The 25401-nt window shown below is 71.7% G+C and carries 22 protein-coding genes; 12 read left to right on the forward strand and 10 right to left on the reverse strand.

Going from position 1 to position 25401, the window contains the following annotated elements:
• Nucleotides 1-4: 4 nt before the first annotated feature.
• On the reverse strand, nt 5-739 hold the full coding sequence (locus ACQP2Y_RS20705) for a class I SAM-dependent methyltransferase (protein ID WP_433730671.1): 735 nt from the start codon (nt 737-739) through the stop codon (nt 5-7).
• A 280-nt stretch (nt 740-1019) separates the two neighbouring features.
• Between ACQP2Y_RS20705 and ACQP2Y_RS20710 the strand changes: the two genes are divergently transcribed.
• From ACQP2Y_RS20710 to ACQP2Y_RS20720, 3 genes are all read left to right on the forward strand, one after another.
• Nucleotides 1020-2348 carry a sensor histidine kinase gene (locus ACQP2Y_RS20710; RefSeq protein ID WP_433730673.1) on the forward strand — a complete coding sequence of 443 codons (1329 nt, stop codon included), beginning with the start codon at nt 1020-1022 and terminating at the stop codon, nt 2346-2348.
• A 56-nt stretch (nt 2349-2404) separates the two neighbouring features.
• Complete coding sequence (locus ACQP2Y_RS20715) at nt 2405-2527, forward strand: hypothetical protein (RefSeq protein WP_433730675.1); 123 nt, start codon at nt 2405-2407, stop codon at nt 2525-2527.
• 69 nt (nt 2528-2596) lie between these two features.
• Nucleotides 2597-4294, forward strand: coding sequence for an SMI1/KNR4 family protein (locus ACQP2Y_RS20720; protein WP_433732009.1), 1698 nt, complete (start codon nt 2597-2599; stop codon nt 4292-4294).
• On the opposite strand, the gene ACQP2Y_RS20725 is transcribed toward ACQP2Y_RS20720, so the two are convergent.
• Both ACQP2Y_RS20725 and ACQP2Y_RS20730 read right to left on the reverse strand, forming a co-directional pair.
• Complete coding sequence (locus ACQP2Y_RS20725) at nt 4291-4866, reverse strand: DUF2087 domain-containing protein (RefSeq protein ID WP_433730677.1); 576 nt, start codon at nt 4864-4866, stop codon at nt 4291-4293. The two genes, ACQP2Y_RS20720 and ACQP2Y_RS20725, sit on opposite strands and share 4 nt — an antisense overlap.
• A 13-nt stretch (nt 4867-4879) precedes the next feature.
• Entirely contained in the window at nt 4880-5839 is a 960-nt protein-coding gene (locus tag ACQP2Y_RS20730; protein WP_433730679.1) for a sigma-70 family RNA polymerase sigma factor, read from the reverse strand.
• A 110-nt stretch (nt 5840-5949) separates the two neighbouring features.
• Between ACQP2Y_RS20730 and ACQP2Y_RS20735 the strand changes: the two genes are divergently transcribed.
• The 3 genes from ACQP2Y_RS20735 (at nt 5950) to ACQP2Y_RS20745 (ending at nt 8009) form a co-directional block, all read left to right on the forward strand.
• Nucleotides 5950-6345 carry a hypothetical protein gene (locus ACQP2Y_RS20735; protein WP_433730681.1) on the forward strand — a complete coding sequence of 132 codons (396 nt, stop codon included), beginning with the start codon at nt 5950-5952 and terminating at the stop codon, nt 6343-6345.
• An 83-nt stretch (nt 6346-6428) separates the two neighbouring features.
• On the forward strand, nt 6429-7103 hold the full coding sequence (locus ACQP2Y_RS20740) for a DUF6766 family protein (RefSeq protein WP_433730682.1): 675 nt from the start codon (nt 6429-6431) through the stop codon (nt 7101-7103).
• Nucleotides 7104-7289: 186 nt separating this feature from the next.
• Nucleotides 7290-8009: a SigB/SigF/SigG family RNA polymerase sigma factor gene (locus tag ACQP2Y_RS20745; RefSeq protein WP_360823991.1), complete on the forward strand. Its 720-nt coding sequence runs from the start codon at nt 7290-7292 to the stop codon at nt 8007-8009.
• A 41-nt stretch (nt 8010-8050) separates the two neighbouring features.
• Here the strand turns inward: ACQP2Y_RS20745 and ACQP2Y_RS20750 are convergent, their stop codons facing one another.
• From ACQP2Y_RS20750 to ACQP2Y_RS20760, 3 genes are all read right to left on the reverse strand, one after another.
• Nucleotides 8051-8263 carry a hypothetical protein gene (locus ACQP2Y_RS20750; protein WP_433730684.1) on the reverse strand — a complete coding sequence of 71 codons (213 nt, stop codon included), beginning with the start codon at nt 8261-8263 and terminating at the stop codon, nt 8051-8053.
• On the reverse strand, nt 8260-9222 hold the full coding sequence (locus tag ACQP2Y_RS20755; RefSeq protein WP_433730686.1) for a lysostaphin resistance A-like protein: 963 nt from the start codon (nt 9220-9222) through the stop codon (nt 8260-8262). The genes ACQP2Y_RS20750 and ACQP2Y_RS20755 overlap by 4 nt, the downstream gene beginning before the upstream one ends.
• Before the next feature lie 128 nt (nt 9223-9350).
• Entirely contained in the window at nt 9351-11249 is a 1899-nt protein-coding gene (locus tag ACQP2Y_RS20760; RefSeq protein ID WP_433730688.1) for an adenylyl cyclase, read from the reverse strand.
• A 217-nt stretch (nt 11250-11466) separates the two neighbouring features.
• Here ACQP2Y_RS20760 and ACQP2Y_RS20765 point away from each other — a divergent pair, with 217 nt between their 5' ends.
• Nucleotides 11467-13425: an SGNH/GDSL hydrolase family protein gene (locus ACQP2Y_RS20765; RefSeq protein ID WP_433730690.1), complete on the forward strand. Its 1959-nt coding sequence runs from the start codon at nt 11467-11469 to the stop codon at nt 13423-13425.
• Nucleotides 13426-13467: 42 nt separating this feature from the next.
• Entirely contained in the window at nt 13468-14316 is an 849-nt protein-coding gene (locus tag ACQP2Y_RS20770) for an alpha/beta fold hydrolase (protein WP_433730692.1), read from the forward strand.
• A gap of 61 nt (nt 14317-14377) precedes the next feature.
• Here the strand turns inward: ACQP2Y_RS20770 and ACQP2Y_RS20775 are convergent, their stop codons facing one another.
• Nucleotides 14378-14767 (reverse strand): hypothetical protein, encoded by a 390-nt coding sequence (locus tag ACQP2Y_RS20775; RefSeq protein ID WP_433730694.1) that lies wholly within the window; start codon nt 14765-14767, stop codon nt 14378-14380.
• Nucleotides 14768-14937: 170 nt separating this feature from the next.
• On the opposite strand from ACQP2Y_RS20775, the gene ACQP2Y_RS20780 reads away from it, so the two are divergent.
• Complete coding sequence (locus ACQP2Y_RS20780; protein ID WP_433730696.1) at nt 14938-17730, forward strand: AfsR/SARP family transcriptional regulator; 2793 nt, start codon at nt 14938-14940, stop codon at nt 17728-17730.
• Here ACQP2Y_RS20780 and ACQP2Y_RS20785 read toward each other — a convergent pair.
• Both ACQP2Y_RS20785 and ACQP2Y_RS20790 read right to left on the reverse strand, forming a co-directional pair.
• A complete protein-coding gene (locus ACQP2Y_RS20785) occupies nt 17717-19036 on the reverse strand; it encodes a jacalin-like lectin (RefSeq protein WP_433730698.1) in 1320 nt (439 codons plus the stop codon). The genes ACQP2Y_RS20780 and ACQP2Y_RS20785 overlap by 14 nt on opposite strands.
• A 3-nt stretch (nt 19037-19039) precedes the next feature.
• The gene (locus tag ACQP2Y_RS20790) at nt 19040-20263 is read right to left on the reverse strand and encodes a YncE family protein (protein ID WP_433732011.1); all 1224 of its coding nucleotides are present in this window, start codon (nt 20261-20263) and stop codon (nt 19040-19042) included.
• Nucleotides 20264-20414: 151 nt separating this feature from the next.
• Between ACQP2Y_RS20790 and ACQP2Y_RS20795 the strand changes: the two genes are divergently transcribed.
• Together ACQP2Y_RS20795 and ACQP2Y_RS20800 are read left to right on the forward strand one after the other, a co-directional pair.
• A complete protein-coding gene (locus tag ACQP2Y_RS20795) occupies nt 20415-21611 on the forward strand; it encodes a PucR family transcriptional regulator (RefSeq protein WP_433730700.1) in 1197 nt (398 codons plus the stop codon).
• A gap of 213 nt (nt 21612-21824) precedes the next feature.
• Nucleotides 21825-22373: an RICIN domain-containing protein gene (locus ACQP2Y_RS20800; protein ID WP_433730702.1), complete on the forward strand. Its 549-nt coding sequence runs from the start codon at nt 21825-21827 to the stop codon at nt 22371-22373.
• 58 nt (nt 22374-22431) lie between these two features.
• On the opposite strand, the gene ACQP2Y_RS20805 is transcribed toward ACQP2Y_RS20800, so the two are convergent.
• Nucleotides 22432-24036 (reverse strand): alpha/beta hydrolase, encoded by a 1605-nt coding sequence (locus ACQP2Y_RS20805; RefSeq protein ID WP_433730704.1) that lies wholly within the window; start codon nt 24034-24036, stop codon nt 22432-22434.
• Between the two features lie 267 nt (nt 24037-24303).
• Here ACQP2Y_RS20805 and ACQP2Y_RS20810 point away from each other — a divergent pair, with 267 nt between their 5' ends.
• On the forward strand, nt 24304-25377 hold the full coding sequence (locus ACQP2Y_RS20810) for an FG-GAP repeat domain-containing protein (RefSeq protein WP_433730706.1): 1074 nt from the start codon (nt 24304-24306) through the stop codon (nt 25375-25377).
• Nucleotides 25378-25401 lie beyond the last annotated feature (24 nt).

The following is a 25401-nucleotide window of genomic DNA, read 5'->3' on the forward strand; positions in this document are numbered from 1 at the left end:
GACCTCAAGCCGGGTTCAGGTCAACACTGTGCGGCTTGCGAGCGAGCAGGATCCAGCACCGCGGACTGCCGTCCCGGTACTTGCCGAGGCTGGTCAAGGGGCTCGTCTCGACGGTGAAACCGGCCGCCGTCAGGTCGCTCTCCATGGCGGGTAGTGCGGTGGTGCGGTAGTACATGACGAACGGAGGCCGCAACACGGCGTTGCGGACCCGCATGACCAGGTCGAACCCGGTCAGCGTCCAATGCGACACCGAGGTGGGCGGCGGCAGCACGCCCATCGGAACAGCGAAAAGCCCGCCGGGCCGCAACGCCCGGTAGACGCCGTCAAAAAGCGCCGGTCGTTCCGCCGGAAGGAAATGCCCGAGCGCCCCGAAGGTCACCGCGAGGTCGAACTCACCGGCGAAGGGCAGGGCCCGAACATCGGCCCGTACGAACGTGGCATCGGGATAGGCGGCCCGCGCCTGCTCGAGCATGCCCGCGCTGAAGTCGACGCCGGTGATGCCGTCCTGACACAAGCGCTGGAGGGTCATCAGGCCGGCGCCCGTACCGCAACAGACGTCCAAGCCCCTACCGAACGGCCCACTGCCATCGAGCGCCTGCACGGTCGCCTCAAGAATGCTGTCCGGCGTCCGGAACGGCGTGTGGTCGAACTTCGGCGCCAGCAGGTCATAGCCGCGCTCGACGGAGGAAAGGGCTTGTACGCAAAGCTCGCGCAGGGATGGTCCTTGAGGCGAGAACACGCGCCGAGAGTACCTGCCGGTCGCGTCCGTCCGAATCCTGATCGGGTGGCCGCGGCTGCCTGGCGATGCCGGTACCGAACCTCGAGCCTCGGGAATCGTTTCGTTCTTGATGATCCGTCGGCCTGCCAGCCGCCTGGTTCCCGCAGGCGCCTGATCGGATCGAAGCAACTGCAGCCATCCGTCTCGAGGGCCGCGCCCAGGCCCACAGTGGGGTTATCCCCACCTCCGCTCGCGGGTCTACCGGATGGTTTCGCCGCCCCGGCAGGCGAAGCATGTCCTCATGGTGACGATCCGACCCCCGGCCGTGCCCCCACTCCTCACCGGGCTGTGGACCATCGTGTTCGGCCGCGACCGACCTCCGGCCGCACCCGGAAGGCTGCTCCGCAGTCCGCTACTCACCGCAGTGTTCGTCCTGGCCGGTCTCGGCGCGGCCGCGTTCGTCTACTACGACCTCACCGATCTCACCCTGGCAGGACCAACAACCGCGGTACGGCTGACGCTCGCCACCGCGGTAGCGGCCCCTCTGGCGCTGCTCCCACGCCGCCCACTGTTCGCCTGGCGGCTGGCGGTAATCGCGACCCTGCTCAACCTCCCGCTCACCGTCGCCCCCGAAGGCCTGTCATGGCCGTGGCACCCGGCGCAGACCCTGGTCCTGCCGGTCCTGGTGCTCTTCGTCGCACTCCGCCATCCCGTCACGACGGTGTTCTGGGCCGGCCTGGTGACCTCAGCCGCAGTGGCCGCGCACCTGCCGGCAGCGCAGGCACCGGTGGTCATCGCCTTCGTCGTCCTCTTCGCAGTGGTCGGCGACCAGATCCGCCGCCGAGTCGAAGCGCAGCACAACCTCACCGCCGAACGGAAGCTGACCGAGGCGGAGCAGGCGCGGCGCGTCGTCCTGGAGGAACGGGCCCGGATCGCCCGCGAGATGCACGACGTGGTGGCGCACCACATGTCGCTCATCGCGCTCCGGGCGGAGACCGCGCCGTACCGGCTGATCGACCAGCCCGAGGCGCGGGATGCCGAGTTCGTCGAGATCGCGGGTGCGTCCCGGGCCGCCCTCAACGACATGCGCCGCCTGCTCGGCGTCCTGCGCAGCGACCCGGACACGGCAACGTCCGTGCAGTCGCTCGGCCTGGCCGGAATCCCAGCCATGATCGAAGCCGCCGGCGCCGCGGGGCTCGACGTCTCACTAGAGCCGGCCGGCGCCGTGACGACAACGCCGGTCGTCGAGGCATGCGCCTACCGCATCGTCCAGGAAGGGATCTCCAACGCCACCCGGCACGCATCCGGCGCGGCCATCCGCGTCACCCTGACCACGGACGACCGGACGCTGCAGGTCCGCGTCCACAACACCGACCCCGACCCGACCGGTTCCGCTGCCGTCACCAACCCCGCTGTCGGCGGCCCGGACCCGGCCGGTTCCGCTGCCGTCATCAGCCTCGCCGCCGGCGGCCCCGACCCGGCCGGTTCCGCTGCCGGCAACCGCGCCGCCGTCGGCGGCCACGGCATCGACGGCATGCGGGAACGCGTCGGCGCGCTCGGCGGCACCCTCACGACAGGCCCAAAAGATCGGGGGTACGAGGTCAGCGCAGTCCTACCGCTACAAATCTGATGGCCGCCCAGCCTCCCGGGCTTCGCCGGGGCGCGAACAGGCCGGTCGGCTTCGCGATGTCCAAGCTCCTCGGCAACGTACGCCGCAAGATGCTCACCGAGGGCGTACCGCCGATCCTCGCCGCCCACCACGCGGCACGCTCGGCACGCCGTCCCGAAGCAGGGGGCCGTACGGGCTGAGAAATGTCACCGTCCGTCGCTACCATGTCGGCGTCCCGCATCCCGCGAACCCCGGAGTCGACCTTGCCCGTGCCGTGGCCGGACGGTGGCCCCTGGGTCCTCGCCACCACCTCGGCGTCCGTCGACTGGCAACCGGCCGCGGCTGCCCTGGCCGCGGCGTCGACGGTTCGCGTCGCTGCGCTGGTCTTCGGGGCCGAGTCCCCACCCGGGCAGCTGCTGCTCGGCGAGCTCGCCACCTTCCTGCAAGCCGGCGACGGTGCGGCCGACCCGCTGAGCGTGGACGAGGCTGTCGCCCTGGTACGCACGCTGGCCCGCACCCACGGACTGGTCCTGGTGGTGGGCGTGCCGGGCCTGCTCGTGCCGACCGGGCGAGCCGGCTGGACGCTGATGGACCTCGCCGTGGCTGTGTCCGCCCCGGTCGTGGTGATCACCGGAACAGGACCGGACGCGGCAAACCACACAACACTCGCCCTCGGCGCGGTGGCCGGCCACGGCCTCACCGCCGCAGTCATCACGGTCGACGACCCACTCTCCGACCCGAACCGAACAGACACGGCGGCCGCCGACGCCGCCGGACCAGGCCGCGATCCCGTGGTGGGCGATCGCGCGGAGACGGCCGTCAACGCGCAGCGTGATGACGCCGCGCAAGCCGAGGCGGCGGGACAGAATGGTCGGACTGAGCCGGACAGCGACGCCGAGCAGCCCGCGGCCGCACCGCAGGATGAAGAATCCGATTCAGCGAGCGCCCCCGCCGACCCTCCGCCCGTACCGGATCACGAGGCCGGCATGCCGGTCAGGCCGGCCGGCCGAATCCCCGCCGATTTAACCGACCACACCGACGATTTCCCCACCGCCGCCAAGCAATGGCTCCACCCCCTGCTCCACGCCTCAGCCGGCCGCCCGAAAGCCGAAACCCCACCCCCGCCACCCCAACCCCTCCCACCCCCAGCCACCGCCAGCGGCAAACGAGTCGTCCTCCTCCTCGCCGGCGTCTTCGTCTCCATGTCGCTCGTCGTCTGCGGCCTGGCCTTCTGCCAGCCGACCGCGCGCACCGTGGCCACCCTGGAGCAGGTGACCATCGAACCGGCGCCGCGCACCAAAGAGCCTGAGAGGCCAAGACCAAGACCGAGACCGAGACCGGTCAGTGACGTCTGCCCGCAGAACCAGGGCCGCGTAACCCCGACCACGCCGAACCGGGCCACCACCAAGCGCGTCAACGCCGCCTGGAAGCGCATCGAGATCTGGCTCGCCGCCCACGCCCCGGCCACCCGCCGTTCCCTGCAGCCGCCCGCCGACGCCAAGCGGATCGACGCCGCGCAGCGCCGCATGTCTGTCGCTTTTCCGGCCGATCTGGTCGCCTCGCTGAGACGGCACGACGGCGTGAGCCACAACCGGGGGACCGCTTTCACCCTGCCGTTCTTCTACGGTCCGATGGCCGTCAGCGACATTCCCGCCGAGTGGCTGACGCTCTGCGGTGTGGTGGTCGAGGTCTTCGGTCAGCAGGACAGCACCTGGTGGGACAAGGCTTTCGTGCCGTTCGCGTCCTCCGGTGACGGCGGCAACCTCTTCGTGGACCAGCGCCCCGGCAGTCACAGCCGGGTTGGTGAGTTCTACAACGAGGACGGAGTCTCTTTCGAGGAGTGGCCCGCCTCGGTCACCGAACTACTGGAGAAGACAGCCGATTCGCTGGAGACCGGACGTGCGTTCGGCGGCAGTTACCGGCCCAAGGTCACCAAGCAGGGCGTGCTGGAGTGGGATGTCCACTAGGGAGCGGAGCGGGCCGGCTCGGGCAGCGGCCGCCCCGGCCCGTACGTGGTGCCGGCCCGGTCCCGTTCCAGCCAGCCCGTGTCGACCAGCATCCGGCGCGTCCCGGCCACCTCGTCGGTGACCTCGGCCAGCCGCTTGTTGATCTCGTCCTCGGCGTACAGGCCGTCCAGCGCCAGGTGCCGGGCCAGCAGTTCGCCCATCAGCGCGTACCGGTCGCTGAGGGTCGGCGGCAGGCCGGTCATCCGGCCGTGCGAGAAGTTCGCGCGCAGCTGCGGATAGTCCCGCAGCAGCGCCGTGATCGGCTGCAGCCGGTCCACGGCGTCGGCCGCGTCGCGCAGCCCCTCCAGCTTCGCGCGGTAGAAGCCGTTGCCGGAACCGATCGCCACCCCCAGGCCGACCAGCCGCGCGCAGGCGTCCCCGACCTCCGGCAGCGGCCGGTCGAGGGCGTAGGACAGCTCCCCGAGGGAGGCGCCTTCCTTGCCGCGGCGGGCGAGCTCGGCCAGGGCGAGCAGCCGGATCGGCACGGACAGCTGGGCGAGGACCTCGGCGGCGCGGGCGGCTTCGACGGACATCCCGTCAACGTAGTCACCGCCGGTCGTGGCTCGCACCTGCATTTCCCGTACGGGTGGTCAGGCCCAGGACCGTCAGCACCATGGTCACGTGCGGTTGCAGACCGGTGAAGGTCACCTCCACGCCGGACAGGGAGCCGGCCATGAACGCGTCGCGCAGCACCGCCGCTCCGGCCGCGTCCACCAGCGGGACTCCGGTCAGGTCGACGACCAGTGGGCCGGGCGCGGCCAGTGAGACGGCGGCGTGCAGGCGGTGCCGCAGCCGGTCGGCGGTGTCCCGGTCGAGCTCACCGCGTACCCGGGCGATCAGCGCCGTGTCGCCCTGCCGGATGTCGATCCGCAGGCTGTCCGGGCCGTGGGTGTCGTCCTGGCCCGTCCAGGGCGGTGGGGCGTCGCTGAGCATGGCCGTCCGCAGCCAGGTCAGCGCCTGCTGCATGAGCCGGGAGACCTGCATCTGGGAGATGCCCAGCTGTTCGGCGATCCGGGCCTGGCTCTGGTTGCCGTAGAAGTGCCACGCGATGATTCGCTGGATGCGGTGCGGCAGCATGCGGACCAGCTCGGTGACTGCGAGCCGGTCCGGGAGCCCGTCCATCGTCTCGCCGGCGAGCATGGGCACCCTGGTGCCCGGAAGTACGGCGACCGCTGCCGTGGCCGGGACGCGGGTGCGATCGGGGAAGTGCCGTTTGAGCTCGGCGCAGACGGTGATCACGGCGAAGGCCGTGAACGAGCCGTGCGCCGGGTCGTACTGGTCGACGGCCTTGATCAGACCCAGCCGGGCGACCTGCTCGAGGTCGTCCAGCGGCTCGGGGCGGTCCTGGTGGCCGCGGGCCAGCCGGTCGGCCAGCGGCAGGCCGCGCCGGATCAGGTCGTCGCGCAGCGCTCGGCGCCCCGCCGGGCCGGACCGGGTCCGGTCCTCGGCGTAGGCCGTCGCGGCCGCGTCCAGGTCGCATCGATCGTCATGGTCGGAGCTGAGCATCCGGTACCGACGTTAGTGCTCACGTGGGCGGCTTTCCAAGGTCGCAGGGTTGAAACTCCGCGGAGTGGGGCATACGTGCGCCTGTGCTCCGTAGACGATCTTCGTCGACCGTGCTGTGGCCCGCTCTGCTGGGGCTGGCCGGGCTGGTCCTGAGCGGTTGCGGTGCGGTCGATGACCGCGGCCGCGCCGCCGATGATGTGGCCGTGCGGCTGCTGACCGCGGTTGCCGACCGCGACGGCACGACCGCGTGCGCGCTGCTCGCGCCGGACACCGCCGCTGAGCTGGCCGCCGACGCGGAGAAGCCGTGCGCCGAGGCCGTCCTTGACGAGGAGCTGTCCGAGCCGGGCGCGGTCACCGGCACCGACGTGTACGGCCAGTGGGCCCAGGTCCGGTTCACCGGCGACACGGTCTTCCTGGCGGTGTTCCCCGGTGGCTGGCGGGTCGTCGCGGCCGGCTGCACGCCGCGGCCCGAGCGCCCCTATGACTGTGCGCTGAAGGGGAGCTGAGCGATGCGATTCTTGTTCGTGCTGCTGCTCGTCGTGGTCGGCATCGGGCTGGCGTACTTCATCACGCTGGGGGTGCTGCACCGGTGAAGCGTTTCGTCCGGGAGAACTCCCTCGGTCTGGTCTTCGGGCTGTTGTTCCTCGTGGTGCTGGTCGGGCAGGCCTTCGCCGGGCACGCCGACTTCAATCAGATGCAGCTCAGCGAGGGACTGCCGGAGGTGTCGCTGGGGCGGTACCTGACCTCGGCGAGCTTCGCCACCGACGTGGCGGAGAACTGGCAGTCGGAGTATCTGCAGTTCTTCCTCTACACCTTCCTGACCGTCTGGTTGCTGCAGAAGGGCTCACCCGAGTCCAAGTCCCTGGACGAGGCCGGCCTGGAGTCCGACCGCGACCAGAAGGTGGGCCAGTACGCCACCGACGCCTCGCCGAAGTGGGCTCGGGCCGCGGGCTGGCGTCGCACGCTGCTCTCGAACTCGCTCGGCCTGGTGATGGGTCTGATCTTCCTCGGTTCCTGGCTGGCCCAGTCGGTCGCCGGGGTGGCCGCCTACAACGAGGAGCAGCTCGGCGATCTGCAGGATCCGGTCTCGTGGGGGCAGTATGTGCGGGAGCCTGACTTCTGGAACCGCACGCTGCAGAACTGGCAGTCCGAGCTGCTGGCCGTAGCGTCGATTGCGATCCTGGCCATCTATCTGCGCCAGCGCGGCTCCCCGCAGTCCAAGCCGGTGGGCGCGGCGCACACCGACACCGGCATCGAAGGCTGAGCGCCACCATCGGGTATTTCCGCCGCTGACCCGGTTTGGGACGCTTCGTCACCGGTAATGTCGCTTGCGGTACGGCAACTATTGCAGGGAGATCTCGTGATCACGAAGACCGCTCGGCGTGCGACTGAGGACAACCCGCTGACCAGTACGCGGACCGCGGGGAACGCCGACGATTTGCTGCGCGCGATGGCGGCGATGCCGGCGGCCCACCCGTCCCGGCCGGCGCTGCGTGAGCGGGCCATCGAGGCCTGGCTGCCGCTGGCCCGCCACCTGGCCAACCGTTACGCCGGCCGCGGTGAGCCCGCGGACGATCTGCTGCAGACCGCCACGGTCGGGCTGATCAAGGCCGTCGACAAGTTCGATCCCGGCCTCGGCACCGACTTCGCCGGGTACGCGATCCCCACCGTCATCGGGGAGATCAAGCGGCACTTCCGGGACCGCACCTGGGCGATCCGGGTGCCCCGGCGCCTGCAGGAGCTGCGCCTGGCCATCACGGCCGCCAACAACAGCCTCACCCACACGCTGGGCCGGTCGCCGACGGTGGCCGACATCGCCGAGCACCTGGAGATCACCGAGGAGGAGGTGCTGGAGGGCCTCGAGGGCGCGCGGGCGTACAACGCCACGTCGCTGTCGACCCCGGTGGGCACCGACGGGACGACCGAGCTGGGGGAGACCCTCGGCGGCGAGGACAACGAGTACGCGCTGACCGAGGCCCGGCTCGCGCTCGGCCCGGCCCTGGCGTCGCTCGACGAGCGGGAGCGCCGGATCCTGACGCTGCGCTTCTACGGCAACCTCACCCAGACCGAGATCGCCGAGCAGGTCGGCATCTCGCAGATGCACGTCTCCCGCCTGATCACCCGGGCACTGGCCAAGCTGCGCGGCAAGCTCGGCGACGACACCATCTGACGCGGCGGCGCGCGCCCGGGCGGCCGGGCGCGCTTCCCCGTTCACGACCGGCGGCGGTACGCCCGGCGCAGCAGCAGGTCCACCGCGGCGTAGCAGCCCAGTCCCAGCGCGACGACTGCGAGCTGGCCGTACCAGTGCGCCAGCGGGGTGCCCGCGATCAGGTCGGTCCCGCGCACTCCCCGCAGCACCACGAGCAGGGGGAACGGCACCAGCGCGGCGCCGATCCATCGGCGGCTGCCCGGCTGCTCGCTCATGACTCACGACCGAGGCTGACGAGCGGGCGCTCCAGGACCGGCACCGGGGCCGCGACCGGGCCGGCCGAAAGGGTGGCGAGGCGCCGGCGGCGGGCCAGCAGCACGATCACTGCGGCGTACGCGAAAAGCACCGGCACGTCGATCACCGCGAGCTGCCACGGCATGTCCGCCGCGGTCTCGTCGGCGTAGAGCGTGCCGGACGCCGCGCTCAGCATGCCGGCGATCAGGTTGTTCATCACGTGCAGGGCGATCGCGGCCTCCAGCCCGCCGGTGCGGACGGTCAGCCACCCGGTGACCACGCTGAACAGGATCAGGTCGGCGAACCCCCACGGGGTGCCCCAGCCGTGCAGCGCCGCGAACACCACCGCCTGCACCGCGATCGGCACCCACGGCCCACGGCAGATCGAGCCGAGCGCCTGCAGCAGCCAGCCCCGGGTCAGGTACTCCTCGGCGGCCGCCTGCAGCGGTACCACCGCCACCAGCACCAGGCTGCCCGCGATGAACGGCCCCCAGCCGGCCAGGCCGTCGCCGAGCCCGACGTCCTCGCCGGTCGCCGCGGCCAGCGCGATGCCCCCGCCGAGCAGCACCGCGACGGCGACGGCAGCGACCGGCAGGCAGGTCAGCAGCCAGCGCAGCCGCAGCCGCCCGGTCACCGACGAGAGCGTGCCGGCCGGGCGCCGCTGCACCCACCGGGCGGCCGCGAAGATCGGCGGCAGCAGCGCGGCGATCAGCAGGAACTCCAAGGCCAGGTCGGCCAGCGGGCCGAACGACGGCAGACCGTCGGCGTTCTCCGGCCGGCCGGCGAGCGCCGCGGCCACCGAGGTCAGCCCGAGGCCCAGCATGATCAGCAGGACAGTGCCGGCGAGCACGAGGGCGGTGCCGGCGACGGGACGCCACCAGCGGTGGGCGGTGGTCCGTCCGAGACGGTGGTACGGGCTCAGCGGCGCGATGGTCGACATGGGAAGAAGTCTCGCGAAACCAGGGGGTCCGGCGGATCTGGCCGCAGCCGGATTCCCGCCTCCACCGCTGGATATAGACAGGGCCGGACCCGTGGTGCGGATCCGGCCCTGAGGGTGGTGCGGAATTGCTATGACGCGGGGTAGTCCGTCACGTAGACCGGCACGCCGATCTTGGTGGTGTCCGCCGCAGCGCCCTCGCCGTTGACCACGTGGTCGATGATGCCGGCGCTGAGGTTGACCGTCATGATGTGGTGCAGCTTGACACCCGGGCGCTTGGGCACCTCGAAGCCGTTCTCGGTGTGGATCGCCGGGTTGTTCTGGTTGAAGACGTACACGCCGGCCCCGTACAGCTTGTGGTTGCGGACCTTGGCACCGACCTTGTAGCCGGCGTAGCCCAGCGTGCCGTCCCGCTGCGTCCAGTCCGCCTGCGTCGGCGGGTCGTACGGCAGCTCGTTCTGGTAGAGCACGGTCGTGCCGTTCTCGCCGTTCCAGATGGTGTTGTACTGCTGGAAGTGCTCGACGAACAGACCGGTGGCCGTCACGTTGTCGCCGTTGATGACGGCACCGTTGCGGCCGATGTTGGTACGCCAGCGCTGGGTGTCACCGTTGACGCCCTCGGTGAAGCCCTCGACGCCGTGGTCACCGCGCCACACCCAGGTGTGGTCGATGAGCACGTTGTCGCTGTTGACCTCGAGCGCCACGTCGACCTTGCCGATGTGCGGGCCGCCGACGCGGAAGTACACGTCGGACAGCGTGGTCGGGTTGCTCGCCGAGCTGAGGCCGATGCCGTTCTTGTTGCCGACCTTGAGCAGGTTCTTCGACTCCTTGGTGCCGGCGTCGATGGTCACACCCGCGACCACCACACCGGGTACGTCCGCGACCGTCAGCGGGGTCGCGCCGTTGACCGCGGTCAGGGTGGCGTGGCCGATGCCGAGCACCACCTGGTTGGGACGCCACACCTTGATGCTCTGCGCGACGTTGTAGACGCCCGGGGTGAGCAGCAGGTTCTTGCCCAGGGCCAGGTTGGCGTTGATCAGCCAGACCGGGTCGGAGGGCTTGGCCACGAAGAAGTCACGCAGCGCGATGGTCCGGCCGGGGGTGAGACCGGCCGACCACGACGTGCCACTGGTGTTGCGCTGGGCGGCGGGCACCCGGACGCTGTAGCGGCCGTCCGCGTCGGTGAACAGGTACGGCTTCTCCCGGCTCAGCGGGGTCTTCTCCAGCGTCGTGTACGGCGGGTTCGGGAACGCCGTCTCCGCCGGCGCACCCTGCACGCCGGAGAAGACCTGGTTCCAGACGCCGTTGGACCAGCTCGTCACCTTGCTGTTCCGGGTGAGCCACTGCTGCTGCGAGCCGTTCACCACGTCGGGGAAGTTCGAGTCGGCGATGAAGCCACCACTGGCGTACTGCGGGCCGGCGGTGCAGTAGTCCATCAGCGAGAACGTGCCGCCGCTGACGTTGAGCCGCCGCAGCGACACCGCCTGCGACACGGCCCAGAAGTTCGCCGTCGCGCGGCAACCGTCCTGGCCCTTGCCGTTGACGTTGATGGACAGGTTGGACAGCGTCCGCCAGAAGTTGACCAGCGCCAGGCAGTTGCTGGTGCCGCCGCCCTCGAGGCAGCGGTTGTACACCTCCACCTTGCCGTTGATCACCACGTCGGCCGGGGACGCGCCCAGGCCGGAGATCTCGGTGTAGTAGCCGACCTTGATCTGCAGCGGCTTGTCCGCCGTGCCGTACGTGCCGGGCTTGAAGAGGAAGGCGTACCGCTGGGTGCCCATCTCGTTGTCGACCTGCTGGGCGTAGGTGGCGTCCAGCGTGGCCTGGATCTGCTCGACCGGCGTCGCCGGGTCGAAAACGGTGACGTTGGTCCCCAGATTCGGCGCGGAGTTGCCCGGCCGGGCCGGTGCGGCCGAGGCGGCCGAACCGGTCAGCGTGCCGGTCGCCGTGACGGCGAGAACGAGGGCCAGGGCCCCGGCGAGGTGCCGGCGCCCGATGAGACGGCCACCGCCGGTGGGGCGTGTCGTCATGCGGAAAGGTCCTTTCGTAACAGGGTCGCAATGAAGCTGATCACAGCAAGCGATAGACGGGCCCAACTGTCAAGAGAGCGCTCTCGGTGGTGAGGCCGCAATCCCGTCGGCATCCGGACAACTCGCCGGAGTTCCGGAACCGGTGGCGGCCGAACGGGCCATCTGGGCGGACTGCGCGTACCGGTATCTCCGGGACGCCCTCGCGCCTCTGCTTGGCATGACGGGAATCGACTATGCGGCGGTACGGCGTACCTGTGTGTTCGCCGTCGCCTTGATCCTGCTGTTGTTCTTCGCGCGGTCGGGGGCGTCGTCGCTGACCATCCAGGTGTGGTTCACGCTGTTCGTGATCGCGGCGACGCTCTGGGTCCGCGGCCAGTACATGGACAGCCTCGACGACCGGCAGTGGCTGATCTCCCGGCGCGCCGGGGCGGTCCTGCTGGTGGTGGCGGTCGCGCTGGTCGCCTCGTACGAGTTCCGCCCGCGCGCCGGTGCCGCCCTCGCCGGGGTCCTGCTGGCGTACTTCGTGGCCGGCTCGGCCATTACCTGGCTGCGGCAGGGACTGCGCTCCGACCGGATCCGGCGCAACCTCGCGCTCACCCTGACCACCGCCGGGGCCGGGTGCGCCCTGCTGGGCATCGTGCTGCTCGGCCGCGGCTCCGGCACGGCCGCCGTGATCCTGGAGTACGTCCTGCTCGGCGCGGCCCTGCTGGTGCTGCTGCCGCTCGGCGTGGCCCTGCTCTCCGAGGTCGTCATCCGCTGGATGTGCGGCCTGTCCGGACCGCGGCCGCTGCGCCTGTGGCTCGGGCTCGCCGGTGCGGCGCTGTTCGTGCTCTCGACCGTCCTGCTCTACGCGCTGACCCGTTCGCCGTGGCTGCTCGGTGCCGTCATCGTGCTGGCGCTGCTGGTGATCGCGGTGGTGTCCAGCACGCAGGCCGACATCGCGTTCGTGATGAGCGTGATCGCACTGCTGGGTGTCACGCCGCTGCCCGCCGACGTACCGCTCGACCTGGTGCCGGACCGCACCGCCCGGTCCCTGCTGGTCGCGTTCGGCGACTCCTACATGTCCGGTGAGGGCGCGTCCACGTACTACCAGGGCACGGACGTCGGCGGCGGCAACCAGTGCCGCCGCTCGCCCACCGCCTGGGCCGCCATGGCGGGCCAGCAGCGCCCGTTCGACCAGGTCGAGTTCCTCGCCTGCTCCGGCGCGCGCACCTGGAACGTCGAATCCGCGGTGGCCCCGCCGACCCGGCCCGGCGTGCCGCCGCCCGAGCCGCAGGCCGGTGAGGAGCGCACCCAGCTCGACGCCTACCTGCACGACTACGGCGACGGGTTCACCCCGGCGATGGTGGTCGCCGGGGTCGGCGGCAACGACGCGGGCTTCTCCACGATCGGGCTGATGTGCCTGGCCCCCGGCACCTGCAGCAGCCAGGGCAAGCTCTGGACGGGCGCGCTCGAGCAGGTACGCCAGAACCTGCGCGACACCTACCAGCAGCTCGACAAGGTCTTCCCGGACACCCCGGTGGTCACCATCGGCTACCCGGACCCGATCGACCTCACCGGCCGCTGTGACGACCTGTCGCTGGCGCCCCGCGAACGCCGCTTCCTGCACGAGTTCGTGACCGGCGGCCTCAACCGGGTGGTCGCCGAGACGTCCGCGGAGTTCGGCTTCCACTACCTGGCGGCGATGGAGTCCTCGCTGCGGGTCGCCAACTTGCAGCTGTGCGACGAGCGGAACGAGGGCCGCCCCGGCCTCAACTTCATCGGCGTCCGGTCCGTCGGCGGGGTCGCGGAGCAGCGCTTCCACCCCAAGAACTTCTCGCACAGCAGCCTGCACCCGAACGAGCGCGGCCACGCGGCGATGCTGCGCACCTTCCAGACCTGGCTGCCCGATCTGTCGACCCTGCCTGCGCGGGGCCCGATCACGAAGGCGACGGCCGACGCCCGGGACGCGGGCCTGCGGACGGTCTCGACCGGTCAGGCCGAGCCGCAGTGTGACGTGCTCAGCGCCAGCACCGACGGCTGCCGGACCCAGGGGATGCAGTGGGCCAAGGGCCGGGTCCGGATGCTGCTGCTCACCCAGGGCTGGCTGGGCCTGCTGCCGCTGGCCGGCATCTGGCTGGCGGCGGTCGCCTTCTTCGGCTACCAGCGCCGCCGCCTCGCCGACCAGCGGGAATGACCGTTGCTGGACGCGCCACCGGCCGTCGGACACACTGTCGCGATGCCGACCGTCTACAAGAACCCTCGTGGTCAGGAGGCGGTCCGGCAGTGGTGTACCCAGGCGCTGGCGGGGGCCGGCTTCCCGCTCAGCACCACGACCGTGGACACCAGCGCCGGCGAGGTTGCGCTCACCTCGGCCGGCACCGGAACCACGCGGGTCGTGCTGGTGCCCGGGACCGGCTTCAACGCCGCGGTGGCGCTGCCGTGGCTGCGGGCACTGTCCGGGCGCTGGGCGACCACGGTGGTGGACCTGCCGGGCCAGCCCGGGCTCAGCGATCCGCGTCGGCCGCGCCGGGCCGGGCCGGCCTGGTACGGCCGGGCGATGGACGAGGTGCTGGCCGCCATGGACGCCGAGGACGTCGTGGTGGTGGGCAACTCGCTGGGCGCCGCCGTGGCCCTGGCCGCCGGCTCCGCCCGGATCGCCGCGCGGGCGCTGATCTCACCCGCCGGCTTCATCCGGCTCTCGGTGGACCCACGGCTGGCGCTGGCCTCCACCGTCTGGCTGCTGAGCCCTACCGTCGCGCACACCCGCGGCATGCTGCGGTTGTTCGTCGCTCCCGGTGCGGAGCCGCCCGCGACCGAGGTGGAGTGGATGGCGCTCATGGCCTCGTCGTGCCGGACGACGCTGGCGCCCGCCCCGCTGGCCGCCGAGCTGCTGGCCCGGCGCGCCGAGCAGCCGTGTGTCGTCTCGGTGGGCGCCCATGACCGGTTCCTGCCGCCCCGCCGGCTGGTCCCGGCAGTGCGCCGCACGATGGGCCTCGACGTGCGGGTGTTCCCCGGCGCCGGGCATCTGACGACCGCGGACCACCTCGACGAGATGGTGGCGGTGGTGGCCGAGGTCGCCGGCTGAGCCCGCCGGTGCGCGACGCCCTGATGGGGACGCCGCGCACCGGGGCCGAACGAGGTGCCGGTCAGGCCTTGACGACCTGGAACGAGATCTCGTAGTCGGCGTTCGGCAGGTGGAACTCGCCGCGCTGCGGGCCGTGGCCGGCCTGGCCACCGATGGCGGTGACCACGCCGAGCTGGTCGTCCGAGCCGGCGTCCACCTCCACCAGGGCGATGTGGGCGACCGAGGTGAAGACCGTGGAGCGCGGGCGCAGGTCCACGGTCTCGCCCTTGCCGATGTCACCGGGGCCGTAGATGGAGACGCCGTTGACGAACAGCTGCGGCTCGTCCCGTCCGGTGGTGTCCTGCTTGCGCTTGCAGGTCAGCGAGGTCAGCTGCAGCCGGTATCGCCCCGCCGTGCTGGTCAGGGTGGATGCCGTGCTCGCGGCGGTGCTGTTTCCCGCGTTGCCCTTCATGGGTCCTCCTGGTGGGTGGGGGCCGGCACCTGCTGCCTGCCCTCGCTCCCAAGGTGGGCCGGGTCCGTTGGGCGACTGTTGGATTTCCGTTGAACCGCAGGTCCGTTGGGCGACAGCGGTCACGCCGCGGACGGCGGAGACTGAGCGAGACGGAGGAGGAGCCGATCACAGTGCCAGCGGAATTCCGGTTGCTCGGCGAGATCGACGTGTCCGTCGGTGGCCGGCCGGTCGACATCGGCCACACCAAGCAAAGGTATGTGCTGGCCGCGCTCGCCGTCGAGGCCGGCCGGTGCGTCCCGGCCGACAGCCTGATCGAGCGGGTGTGGGGAGCCGACCCGCCCCGCCGGGCCAGGGACACCACCCGGGCCTACCTGTGCAAGCTCCGGCAGGCCCTCGAGCCCTGGGACGCGATGATCATCCGGCAGGCGGCGGGCTACCTGCTCGCGGTCGATCCGCTGTCGGTCGACGTGCACCGGTTCCGGCATCTTGTCGCGACGGCCCGCTGCGGTGCGGAGGCGACGGCCCAGGACGCGTACGCCGCGGCGCTGCGGTTGTGGCGCGGTCAGCCGCTCGGCCCGCTCGACACGCCCTGGGCGGCGCAGGTGCGCGCGGAGCTGGCCCGGGAACGGCAGGCCGCCGAGCGGGACCACATCGACCTGCTGCTGGCCGGTGGCGGGCACACGGAGCTGCTCGCCCCGCTCAGCGCGCAGGCGGCGGCCGACCCGTTCGACGAGCGGCTGGCCGGCCAGCTCATCCTGGCCCTGTACCGCAGCGACCGGCGGGCCGACGCCCTGGCCCACTACGAGCGGGTACGCCGCCAGCTCGCCGACGAGCTCGGCATCGACCCGGGCCCGTCACTGCAGCGGCTGCACGGGCGGATCCTGCGCACCGACACGTCGCTGGGGGCGCCCCGGGCCGGCGTGATCCGGCAACGATCGACGCCCCAGCAGCTGCCGTCGCTGCCCGCCGCCTTCACCGGTCGTTCCGCCATGCTGTCGCGTCTGGACACCGTGCTGCTGCCCGGGGAGACCGGCCGGGCGGGCCGCGTGGCGGTGATCCACGGACCGGGCGGCGTGGGCAAGACGTGGCTCGCGCTGCGCTGGGCCCACGACAACGCCCATCGCTTCCCGGACGGCCAGCTCTATGTGAACCTGCGCGGGTTCGATCCCGGCCGGGACCCGCTGACCTCCGAGGCCGCGGTACGGGGCCTGCTGTACGGGCTGGGCGTGACCGCGGCAGCCGTGCCCCCTGACCCGGACAGCCAGGTCGCCCTCTACCGCAGCCTGGTGGCCGGGCGCCGGATCCTGCTGGTGCTGGACAACGCCCGTACGTCGGCACAGGTCGAGCCGTTACTGCCCGGCGCGGCGAGCTGCGCGACCCTGATCACCGGCCGCACCGGGCTCGCCGACCTGGTGGCGGGGCACAGTGCTCGTCCCGTACCGCTGGGGGTGATCGACGACGCCGAGTCGGCGCAGGTCCTCGCCGGCCATCTCGGCGCTGCCCGGCTTGCCGGGGAGCCCGGCGCGGCCGCGGAGCTTATCCGCCACTGCGCCGGCCTGCCGCTGGCGCTCGGGATCGTCGCGGGCCGGGCGGCGCTCGCCCCCGAGCTGCCGCTGGCCGCGCTGGCCGACGACCTGCGGGAGTCGTCGGCCCGGCTGGACGGGCTCGACACCGGCGATCTGCGGGGCAACCTGCGGGCCGTGCTCGCCGCCTCGGTCGCGGCGGTCCGGCCGGAGGCGGCCGAGTTGTTCGGCCGGCTCGGCGCCGCCCCGGGCCCGGACATCGCGCTGGCCGCCGTGCGGAGCCTGATCGGGCTGACCCGCGCGGAGCTCATGCCGTCGCTGCGGGAGCTGATCGACGGGCACCTGGTGCAGGAGCACCAGCCGGGCCGGTACCGCATGCACGACCTGGTCCGTCTGTACGCCGTGGAGGCCGGCGGCGATCCGGCGCCGGTCCGCGACCGGATGCTCGACTACTACGCCCGCACCGCCCTGGCCGCGGACCGGGCGCTCGACCCGACCCGCGACCAGCCGGGCCACGTCGGAAGCACGGTCGCCGGGCCGGTCCCGGTGGTGACCGACCAGCTCGACGCGGTGGTCTGGTTCGAGCACGAGCACCAGGTGCTGCTGTCCTGCGTCGCGCAGGCGGCCGAGTGCGGGGCCGATCCGCAGGTCCTGGCGCTGGTCTGGGGTATGACCACCTATCTGGAGCGGCGCGGCCGGTGGCACGACCGGGCGGCGCTCCAGCAGGCGGCGGTCCTCGCGGCGGTCCGGCTGGGTGACCTGGGCGCCGAGGCGGACGCGCGCCGCGGGCTGGCCATGGCGCACATCTGGCTCAGCGCCTACGACCGGGCGGCCGCGGAGCTGGCCACCGCCCGCGAGCTGTTCCACGCGGCCGGCGATCCGATCGGCCTGGCGGCGGCGCACCGCACGACGGCCAGGATGCTGGGCCGGCAGGACAGGCACGCGGACGCTCTCGTGCACGACGAGCACGCCCTGACATTGTTCCGGGACGGGCACCACCTCGTCGGGCAGGCCACCGTCCTCAACGCCATCGGCTGGCACCACGCCCATCTCGGCCGTCCGGAGGCGGCGATCGAGAACTGCCGGCAGGCGCTGGCCATCCACGAGCAGCTCGGCAACAGCTTCGGCCGGGCGCTCACCTGGGACACCCTCGGGATGGCGTACCACGTGCGAGCCGATCACGGTGACGCGCTGACCTATTTCCGGCACGCGGTGGCGGCGTTCCGGTCCTGCGGCGACCGTTACCAGGAGGCCGACACCCTGCGCCGGATCGGCGCCGTCCTGCTGGAGACCGGAGCGGTTCAGGACGGCTGCGCGGCCTGGCGCCGGGCGGCGGTGATCCTCGGCGAGCTCGGGCACCCCGACGCCGACGTGGTCCGCCGGCAACTCGGCGAGATCACCGTCGCGCCCGAGCCGGCGGGTGCCCTCAGCGTCTCGTGAAGACCGGTCCCAGCTTGTCGACCTCCGCCCCGGCCCGCCCGTGGAAGCCGGTCAGCTGCCGGCCCGCGGGCGCGGTCCAGGTCACACAGTCCGCGGTGGTCGTGCCGCCGCTGACGGTCGCGCCGAGGTTGGTGGTCAAGCTGGCCGAGAAGATCCGGGTACGGCCGTCGCGCACGCCCCGGCACACGGTCGCCGAGGCCACGTACTCGCCGGCGGCCAGGGTCAGCGCCCGCGCGGTGCCACCCGTGCCGCCGTGCCGCAGCGTCGTGCCGTCGGCCAGGGTCAGGCTGAGCTGATCGAGGCGGTTGCCGGCGCGCAGCCCGATCGCGGTGACGTGGGCGTCCGGCGCCACGGCCGGCACATCGGTGAAGTGGTCGCCGTGCGGGCCGCCGAACTGGTCGCCCAGCTGATAGTCCGGGTTCGCCGTCCAGGCCAGCCGCACCGAGACGGGATCGTGGTCGGACAGCCGGATCCCGTCGGCGGTACGGAAGGCGGCGCTCTCGTTGTGGTAGGCGGTCGCCCGCAGCGTGACGGACCGGCTGCTCCGGTAGAGCACCTTGTCCACCACCTCGCACGCGTCGCTCACCACGGCCTCGTCGCAGACCAGCGCCGGGCTGCCGGCCGCCGGGGCGTCACCGCCGCGGACGAGCTGCACCCAGGCGTCGGTCAGCCCGTTGGCCGCGACGAACGTCCGGATTGTGTCCGCCGCCCGGGTCCAGCGGGTGTTGGTGTCGCCCATGACCACCACCGCGTTGCCCGCGGAGTGGGTGCCGATGAACGCGGTGAGCTGGCTCAGGTTGGCCGCCCGGGACTGCTGGTCGCCCGCGCTCGTACCCGCGTTGGTGTGCAGGTTGTAGACGTCGACGAAAACGCCGTCCGCCGGCCGGGTCCGCAGGAACGTGAAGCCCTTCGGCGTCAGGCAGTCACCGGAGTCGAGCTGGCAGGAGGTCCAGCGCCCCCGTTCGGCGTCGTCGTACGGGTACGCCGACAGCGTGTTCAGCCCGCTGCCGATGCCCGCCCCGCCACTGGTCGCCGTCCGGTACGGGTGGCTGTCCGCCGCGTACAGGGCCGCGTGGTAGTTGAAGTCCTCCTGGATGTTGACGATGCCGTACCCGGAGAGCCGTTGCCCGATCGCCGTCGTGCTCGGCCCCCGGGGTGCCGGGGCGCTGGACAGGCCCTCCGGCAGCCCGGCGATGTTGTAGGTGAGCACGTCGACGGTGCCGGCGGCAGCCGGGTCCGCGAGGGCGGGCCCGGCCGGGACGACGACCGCGGCGGCGGCGACGAGACAGCTCAGCAGCAGGCGCACCGGTCAGCGCACCACGGGGCTGGTCCAGCCGGTGACCACGTGGCCGATCCGGACCCGCTGCGGATGGTCGCCGACGGCCACCGTGGCCACCCGCTTTCCGGTGGCGAAGCTGATCGCCGAGACCTGGTCCGCGCCGGACTCCGAGATCACGCAGTCCCGGCCGTCACCGCTGACCGTGGCCCAGTACGGCTTGCTCGCCGGGACCAGGGTCGCCTCCTGCAGCGAGCCGCGGTCGACGACGGTCACGTAGTCGTCCATGGTCCCGGCGACGCAGAGCTTGCTGCCGTCCGGGCTCATGGCCAGGCCGTGGTGCCGGGAGTCGTTGACGAAGGTGGTGCGGTCGTCGCTGGTGGCCGGGTTCTTCGGCAGCGTCTTCACCCGGGTCACCTTGTCGGTGGCGACGTCGTACTCGACGAGCCCGTTGAAGTACGACACCTGGAAGTACAGCTTCGTGCCGTCCGGGCTGAACACGGCGGGCCGGATCGCGTTGGACAGGTCCTTGCGGCCGAAGGCGTCCAGCCGGGCGCGCATGTCGATCGTGCGTACCGTCCGGAAGGTCGTGGTGTCCACGACCGTGATCCGCCGGTTGCCCTTGGTCCAGTCCCAGCCGGGGTCGTCGAGGTCGGTGTTGACCTCGCCGATGGACATGTTCCACAGGTAGCGGCCGCCGTCGGTGTAGACGTTCTCGTGCGGCTTGTCGCCGGTGGCGAACGAGCCCAGCTGGCGGCCGGTGTTGATGTCCAGCACGTGCACCGTGTTCGAGGTGGACGCCGAGACCGCGACCTGGGTGCCGTCCGGCGAGACGGCCATGTGGTCGGCGCGGAAGCCGGAGACCGGGAACCGCCACTTCGGCAGCCCGGTGCGCAGGTCGATCGAGATCACGTCGGCCAGGCTGGGCCGGGAGGCGACCAGCGCGGTGCCGTCCGGGGTGGTGTACATGTCGTCGACGAGCTGGTCGTGACCCTCGCCGGGACCGGAGCGGATGCCGAGGAAGTAGGCCAGCTTGATCGGGTTGAGGTAGATGTCCCAGAGCCGGACGTCCAGATCGGGGATCACACTGAGCCCGCCGAGCTTGGTGTAGCCGCCGCCGGGGCGGATGACGTCGACCGTGCCGGCCCAGTTGTTGCCGACGAACATCACCTCCTGCAGACCAGCGGGCGGTGCGGCGGCGGCGGGCAGCGGTGCGGTGGCGAGCAGGGTGGCGGCTAGGGCGGTTAACGCGAACATTTTTCGGGCCACGGGACTCTCCTGGACGCGGGGAGTGATGTTACTTTGCGGTAACGAACAGGAAACAGCGGATCGCCGCCCGTCGATAGGTGCCGGGGACCAACGTCCGGACCCGTCGTTGTACGGCAGCCACAACCGCCCGGGAGCAGCCATGGCACCGACAGCGCGTGGCGACGTGTTCGTCAAGGTGCTGTGGGCCATGGCCGCCGACGAGGACATCGTGGACGACCTGGTCCGGGCGGCGCGGGCGGAGGCGCCGGAAGTCGCGCGGTTGCCGGCGACCGAGACGCGCCGGCACGTCGCCCTGCTGTTCTCCGCCGGGCTGGCGTCCTTCGAGCGGGCCGGCGATCCCAGCGCGAGTGACTTCGCCGAGGCGGCCCGGCTCGGTGCCGACCGGGCGGCGCAGGGCATCTCGATCGGTGGCCTGCTCTGCGCCGTGCAGGCGGGACGCAACCGGGCCCTGGAGATCGCCGTGCAGCGGGCCCGCGACGCCGCCATCCCCGACGGGGTCCTGCTCGAGGTCCTGCTCGAGCTGGACCGCTACCTCGGGATCATGGAACGGCACGTGATCGCCGGTCACCGGGCCGCGGAGCAGGCGCTGGCCAGCACCAGGGTGGAGGCCGGCGACCGGGTCCTGCGCGCGCTGCTGCTGGGCGACGAGCCGGCGCCGTCACCGGCCGAGCTGCTCCGGGCCGGGCTGCGCACCGACGGCCGCTACCACTGCCTGGTCGGCGAGGTGACCGATCCGGGCCGGCTGCGGGCGGTGGGCCGCCGGCTGGCGGCGGGCGGGGGCGTCGCCGGTACGGTGCGGGGCCGGCTCGCCGTGCTCACGCCGCGGATGCCGGCGGAGGACCTCCTCGATCCGGGCGTGCTGATGGTCGCGGCTCCCGCGTGGCCGTTGCCGGGCATCCGCGCGGTGTTCGACCTCTGCCTGGCCGCCCTGCCGATCGCCGCCCGCTCCGGGCGGCCCGGCCCGCATCTGCTCGTCGAGCACGCCGGCGATCTCGCCCTGAGCGCCCAGCCGGTGCTCGCCGGCCTGGTCACCTCGGCCGTGCTGGGCGAACTGCGGGCCGGGGACGACTTCCACCGCGAGCTGGTGTCGACCGCGATGGCCTATCTGGACCACGGTCAGCGGCTGGACCACACGGCCGCGGCGTTGCACGTGCACCCGAACACGGTCCGGTACCGGCTGCGCCGGCTGCACGAGCTCACCGGGGTGCCGCTGGTGCCGGGCGAGCCAGGGGAGGGGCTGACCGTGCTGGCGACCGTGGGCCTGTGGTGGGCGCTGCGGACCTGGCGCGAGTCGCCGGCCGGCGCCGGGCCGGCTCTCAGAGACTTCGATGCTTGACGATGCGTCACGGCCGGAGTCAGCGCGGCCCGCCGGCCGGCGGGCCGGAATGGTCGCGGCGCCGCTGAAGCCAGCCTGACGAATGCGCGACGGTGGTGGGCCGCCGCGACGCGATGGGCGATTCGGGCGGATATCCCCGATCGGAACGGATGCTCCGGATACCTTCTTGTCGGCTGTGGAATGAATGGTGAAGTCTTATGTGAAAGGTGCGTCATGTCTGTTCGCCGCCGTATTTTCTCCGCCGGTTCCCGGGCGCTGGCCGCCGCGACGCTGACTGCCGCGACCATGGCGGCCGCGGCGCTGTTGCCGGCGAGCCCGGCCCAGGCGGCACCCGCGATCCCGTTCCTCACCGGCTTCCAGCTGTTCAACGTGCACAGCGGGAAGTGCCTCGCGCCCGCCGCGAACGACGCCGTCGTGCAGAGCGCCTGCCGCGAGGAGAGCGCGCACCTGTGGCGGATGCGGCTCGTGTCGCTGACCGGCCTGTTCCAGGTGCAGAACGTCCGCAGTGGCCGGTGCTTGAGTGCCGCCGGCGGCGACGGACGCGCGGTGCAGCACCGGTGCGACGACGACCTGGCCCGCAGCTGGCGCCTGTGGGACGCGAAGGGGAAAGGCTTCTACATCCGCAGCGCCATCAGCGCTCGGTGCCTGACCGTCGCCGGCGGCGGCCGGGCCGAGAACGCCGCCGCGGTGCTGTCGACCTGTGGCCCCGCCCGCTCCCGGCGCTGGGACGCGCGCCTGCTGGGCAGCACGGAGCGGGCATGAGAAGGGGGCGCGGGCCACACCGGCCCGCGCCCCCTCGTCAGCCCTTCGTCAGCCTTCGTCAGCGCAGGACGCTGAGGTCAGGCAGCACGCGGTTGGAGCCGCCGCCGGAAGCGGACGCGCTCTTGGCCGCCGCGGCCGTCGGGTCCGGCTGCGGCAGCGGGTCACACTGCTTGTCGGAACGGTTGCCGCGCACCCGGGCCGGCAGCGTGCCGTCGGACAGGTACGCCGCGATCGCGTTGTCGGTGCAGGCGATGCCGTTGAGCGAGCCGGAGTGCGTGGTGCCCCCGACGCCCTCGATCAGTACCGACCTCGGGAAGCGCTTGCGGACCTCGAGGCTGCCCGCGTACGGCGTCGCCGCGTCGTACGTCTCGTTGATCAGCAGGATCGGCGGCGCCTTCTTGCCGTTGACGTTCACCGGCGTGCCGACGTCGCCCTTCCAGAACACGCAGGGCGCGTTGAACCAGGCGTTGCTCCACGTCAGGAACGGGTGCTGGGAGTAGGTCCGCCAGTTGTCGCGCTGCCACTTGCTCCAGTTCTTCGGCCACTGCACGTCGGTGCACTGGGTGGCCAGGTACATGGCGTAGCCGTTGTCGGTGCCCGGCCCCTGCGGGTAGCCACCGTCGTACAGCGCCTTGACCGGGGCGTAGTCGCCGTCGTTGACGTACGCCGCGAACGCCTCGGCGATGGTCGTCCAGTCGAAGATGTAGTACGCCGCCGAGGTGAAGATGTCGGTCCACTCGTCCGGGCCGATGACCCCGCCGGCCGGTGCCTTGCGCAGCTGCTGCAGCGTCGCGTAGTACTTCTTCCTCACCGCGCTGCCGGTCGTGCCCAGGTGGTAGACCGAGTCGTACTTGGCGACCCAGGCGAAGTACGTGTTGATGTTCTTGTCGAACGCCACGTCCTGCGCCAGGTTCGCCTTGTACCAGACGTCGCGGGGGTCGACGTTGCCGTCGAGGACCATCCGGCGGACCCGCTCCGGGTGCAGCGTGCTGTACACCTGGCCGAGGTACGTGCCGTACGAGAAGCCGTAGAAGTTGAGCTGCTTCGCGCCCAGCGCCTTACGGATGCTCTCCATGTCGGCGATCGTGTCCGTGGTCTTGACGTGGTCGAGCAACTCGCCGCCGGCCTTGGCGCAGGCCTGCGCGTACTGCTTCGAGCGGGCCAGCCACTGCTTCTCCAGCGAACGCGTGACCGGCACGTAGTACGGCCGGTTGTACTGGGTGGTCAGGTTGCCGTCGCAGGACAGGGACGGCTCGCTGGAGCCGACGCCGCGCGGGTCGAAACCGATCCAGTCGTACTCACTGCCCACGTTGTCCGGCACGTACTCGCCGAGCACCGACAGGGTCAGCCCGGATCCGCCGGGGCCGCCCGGGTTGGTCAGCATGATGCCCTGGTAGTCCGCCGCCGGTGACTTGTGCAGGATGCGGGAGACGGCCAGTTTGATCTTGGTGCCGCGCGGGCGCCGGTAGTCCAGCGGCACCGTGAGCATGCCGCACTGCGCGCCGCGGCGCTGCAGCCCGGGACTTTCGCACGTGCCCCACGCGATCGGCGCGGGTGTGTAACCGGATTCGCCGCGCGCGGGCGTCGCCTGCGCGGGCGCCGACGCCACCGCGCCACCGGCCGCCAGGCCGATGACGACAGCGGCCGTCAGAAGTCTTCTCATGTCGTGCCTCTCGTCCGACGTGCTCGGCGGGGCGTGGCGATCGGATCGCGATCGAAACGTATGAGCCGGGCGAACGAGAGCCTAGGCCCGATCCGGCCGGGCCGCGAGACCAGGAAGGCGGAAAGCGTACACCTCGGCCCGGCAGTTCGTGGCCTTTGCCCGAGCTGGACGGGAAGCGGACTGAATGGCGGCATGGGCCGCTTTTGAAGCTAGTTTTTTCTGCGGCAGCACTACCCATCCAGCAGTTCCGTCAGAACGGGGAGAACCATGCACATCAACCGGCGTCTATTGGCACTCGCAGCGGTCACCGCCGTCACGATGACCGCGCAGATCCCGGCCTTTCCGGCGGCCGCGGCACCGCCCGCCGGCGGCGGCTTCAGCGGCGTGGCCGGCGATTTCAACGGCGACGGCCGGGACGACATCGTCACCTTCACCCGCGGCCCGGCCGCCGACGTCTACGTGGCGTTGTCGACGGGGTCGTCCTTCTCCGGCACGGGCGTGAAATGGCATGACTTTTTCGCGGTGGGCACCGAGACGCCATTGGTCGGCGATTTCAACGGCGACGGCAAGGACGACATCGCGACGTTCACCCGGGGTGCGGCGGCGGATGTGTATGTCGCATTGTCGACGGGCTCGTCGTTCACGGGTACGGGCGTGAAATGGCATGACTTTTTCGCGGTGGGTTCGGAGACGCCGGCGGTCGGCGACTTCAATGGCGACGGCAAGGACGACATCGCGACGTTCACCCGGGGTGCGGCGGCGGATGTGTATGTCGCATTGTCGACGGGCTCGTCGTTCACGGGTACGGGCGTGAAATGGCATGACTTTTTCGCGGTGGGTTCGGAGACGCCGGCGGTCGGCGACTTCAACGGTGACGGCAAGGACGACATCGTCACGTTCACCCGGGGCGCGGCGGCCGACGTGTACGTGGCCTTGTCGACGGGCTCGTCGTTCTCCGGTACGGGCTGGAAGTGGCACGACTTCTTCGCCGTGGGCTCGGAGCTGCCCTCGGTCGGCGACTTCAACCGCGACGGCAAGGACGACATCGTGACCTTCACCCGAGGTGCGGCGGCCGACGTCTACGTCGCGCTCTCCCGCGGCTCGTCGTTCGTCGGCACCGGTGTGCGCTGGCACAACTTCTTCGCCGTCGGCACCGAGATCCCCGGCACGGGCGACTTCACCGGCGACGGCCGCGACGACATCGTGACCTTCACCCGCGGCCCGGCGGCCGACGTCTATGTCGCCCGGTCCACCGGCCGCACCTTCACCGGTACGGGCGTGAAGTGGCACGACTTCTTCGCCGTCGGTGCCGAGATCCCGCAGCCGGGCATCCTGTGGTGAACCGTCTCGCCCAGTAGCGGGTGG

It is taken from the genome of Actinoplanes sp. CA-051413 (assembly GCF_050955795.1).
Taxonomy (GTDB): domain Bacteria; phylum Actinomycetota; class Actinomycetes; order Mycobacteriales; family Micromonosporaceae; genus Actinoplanes.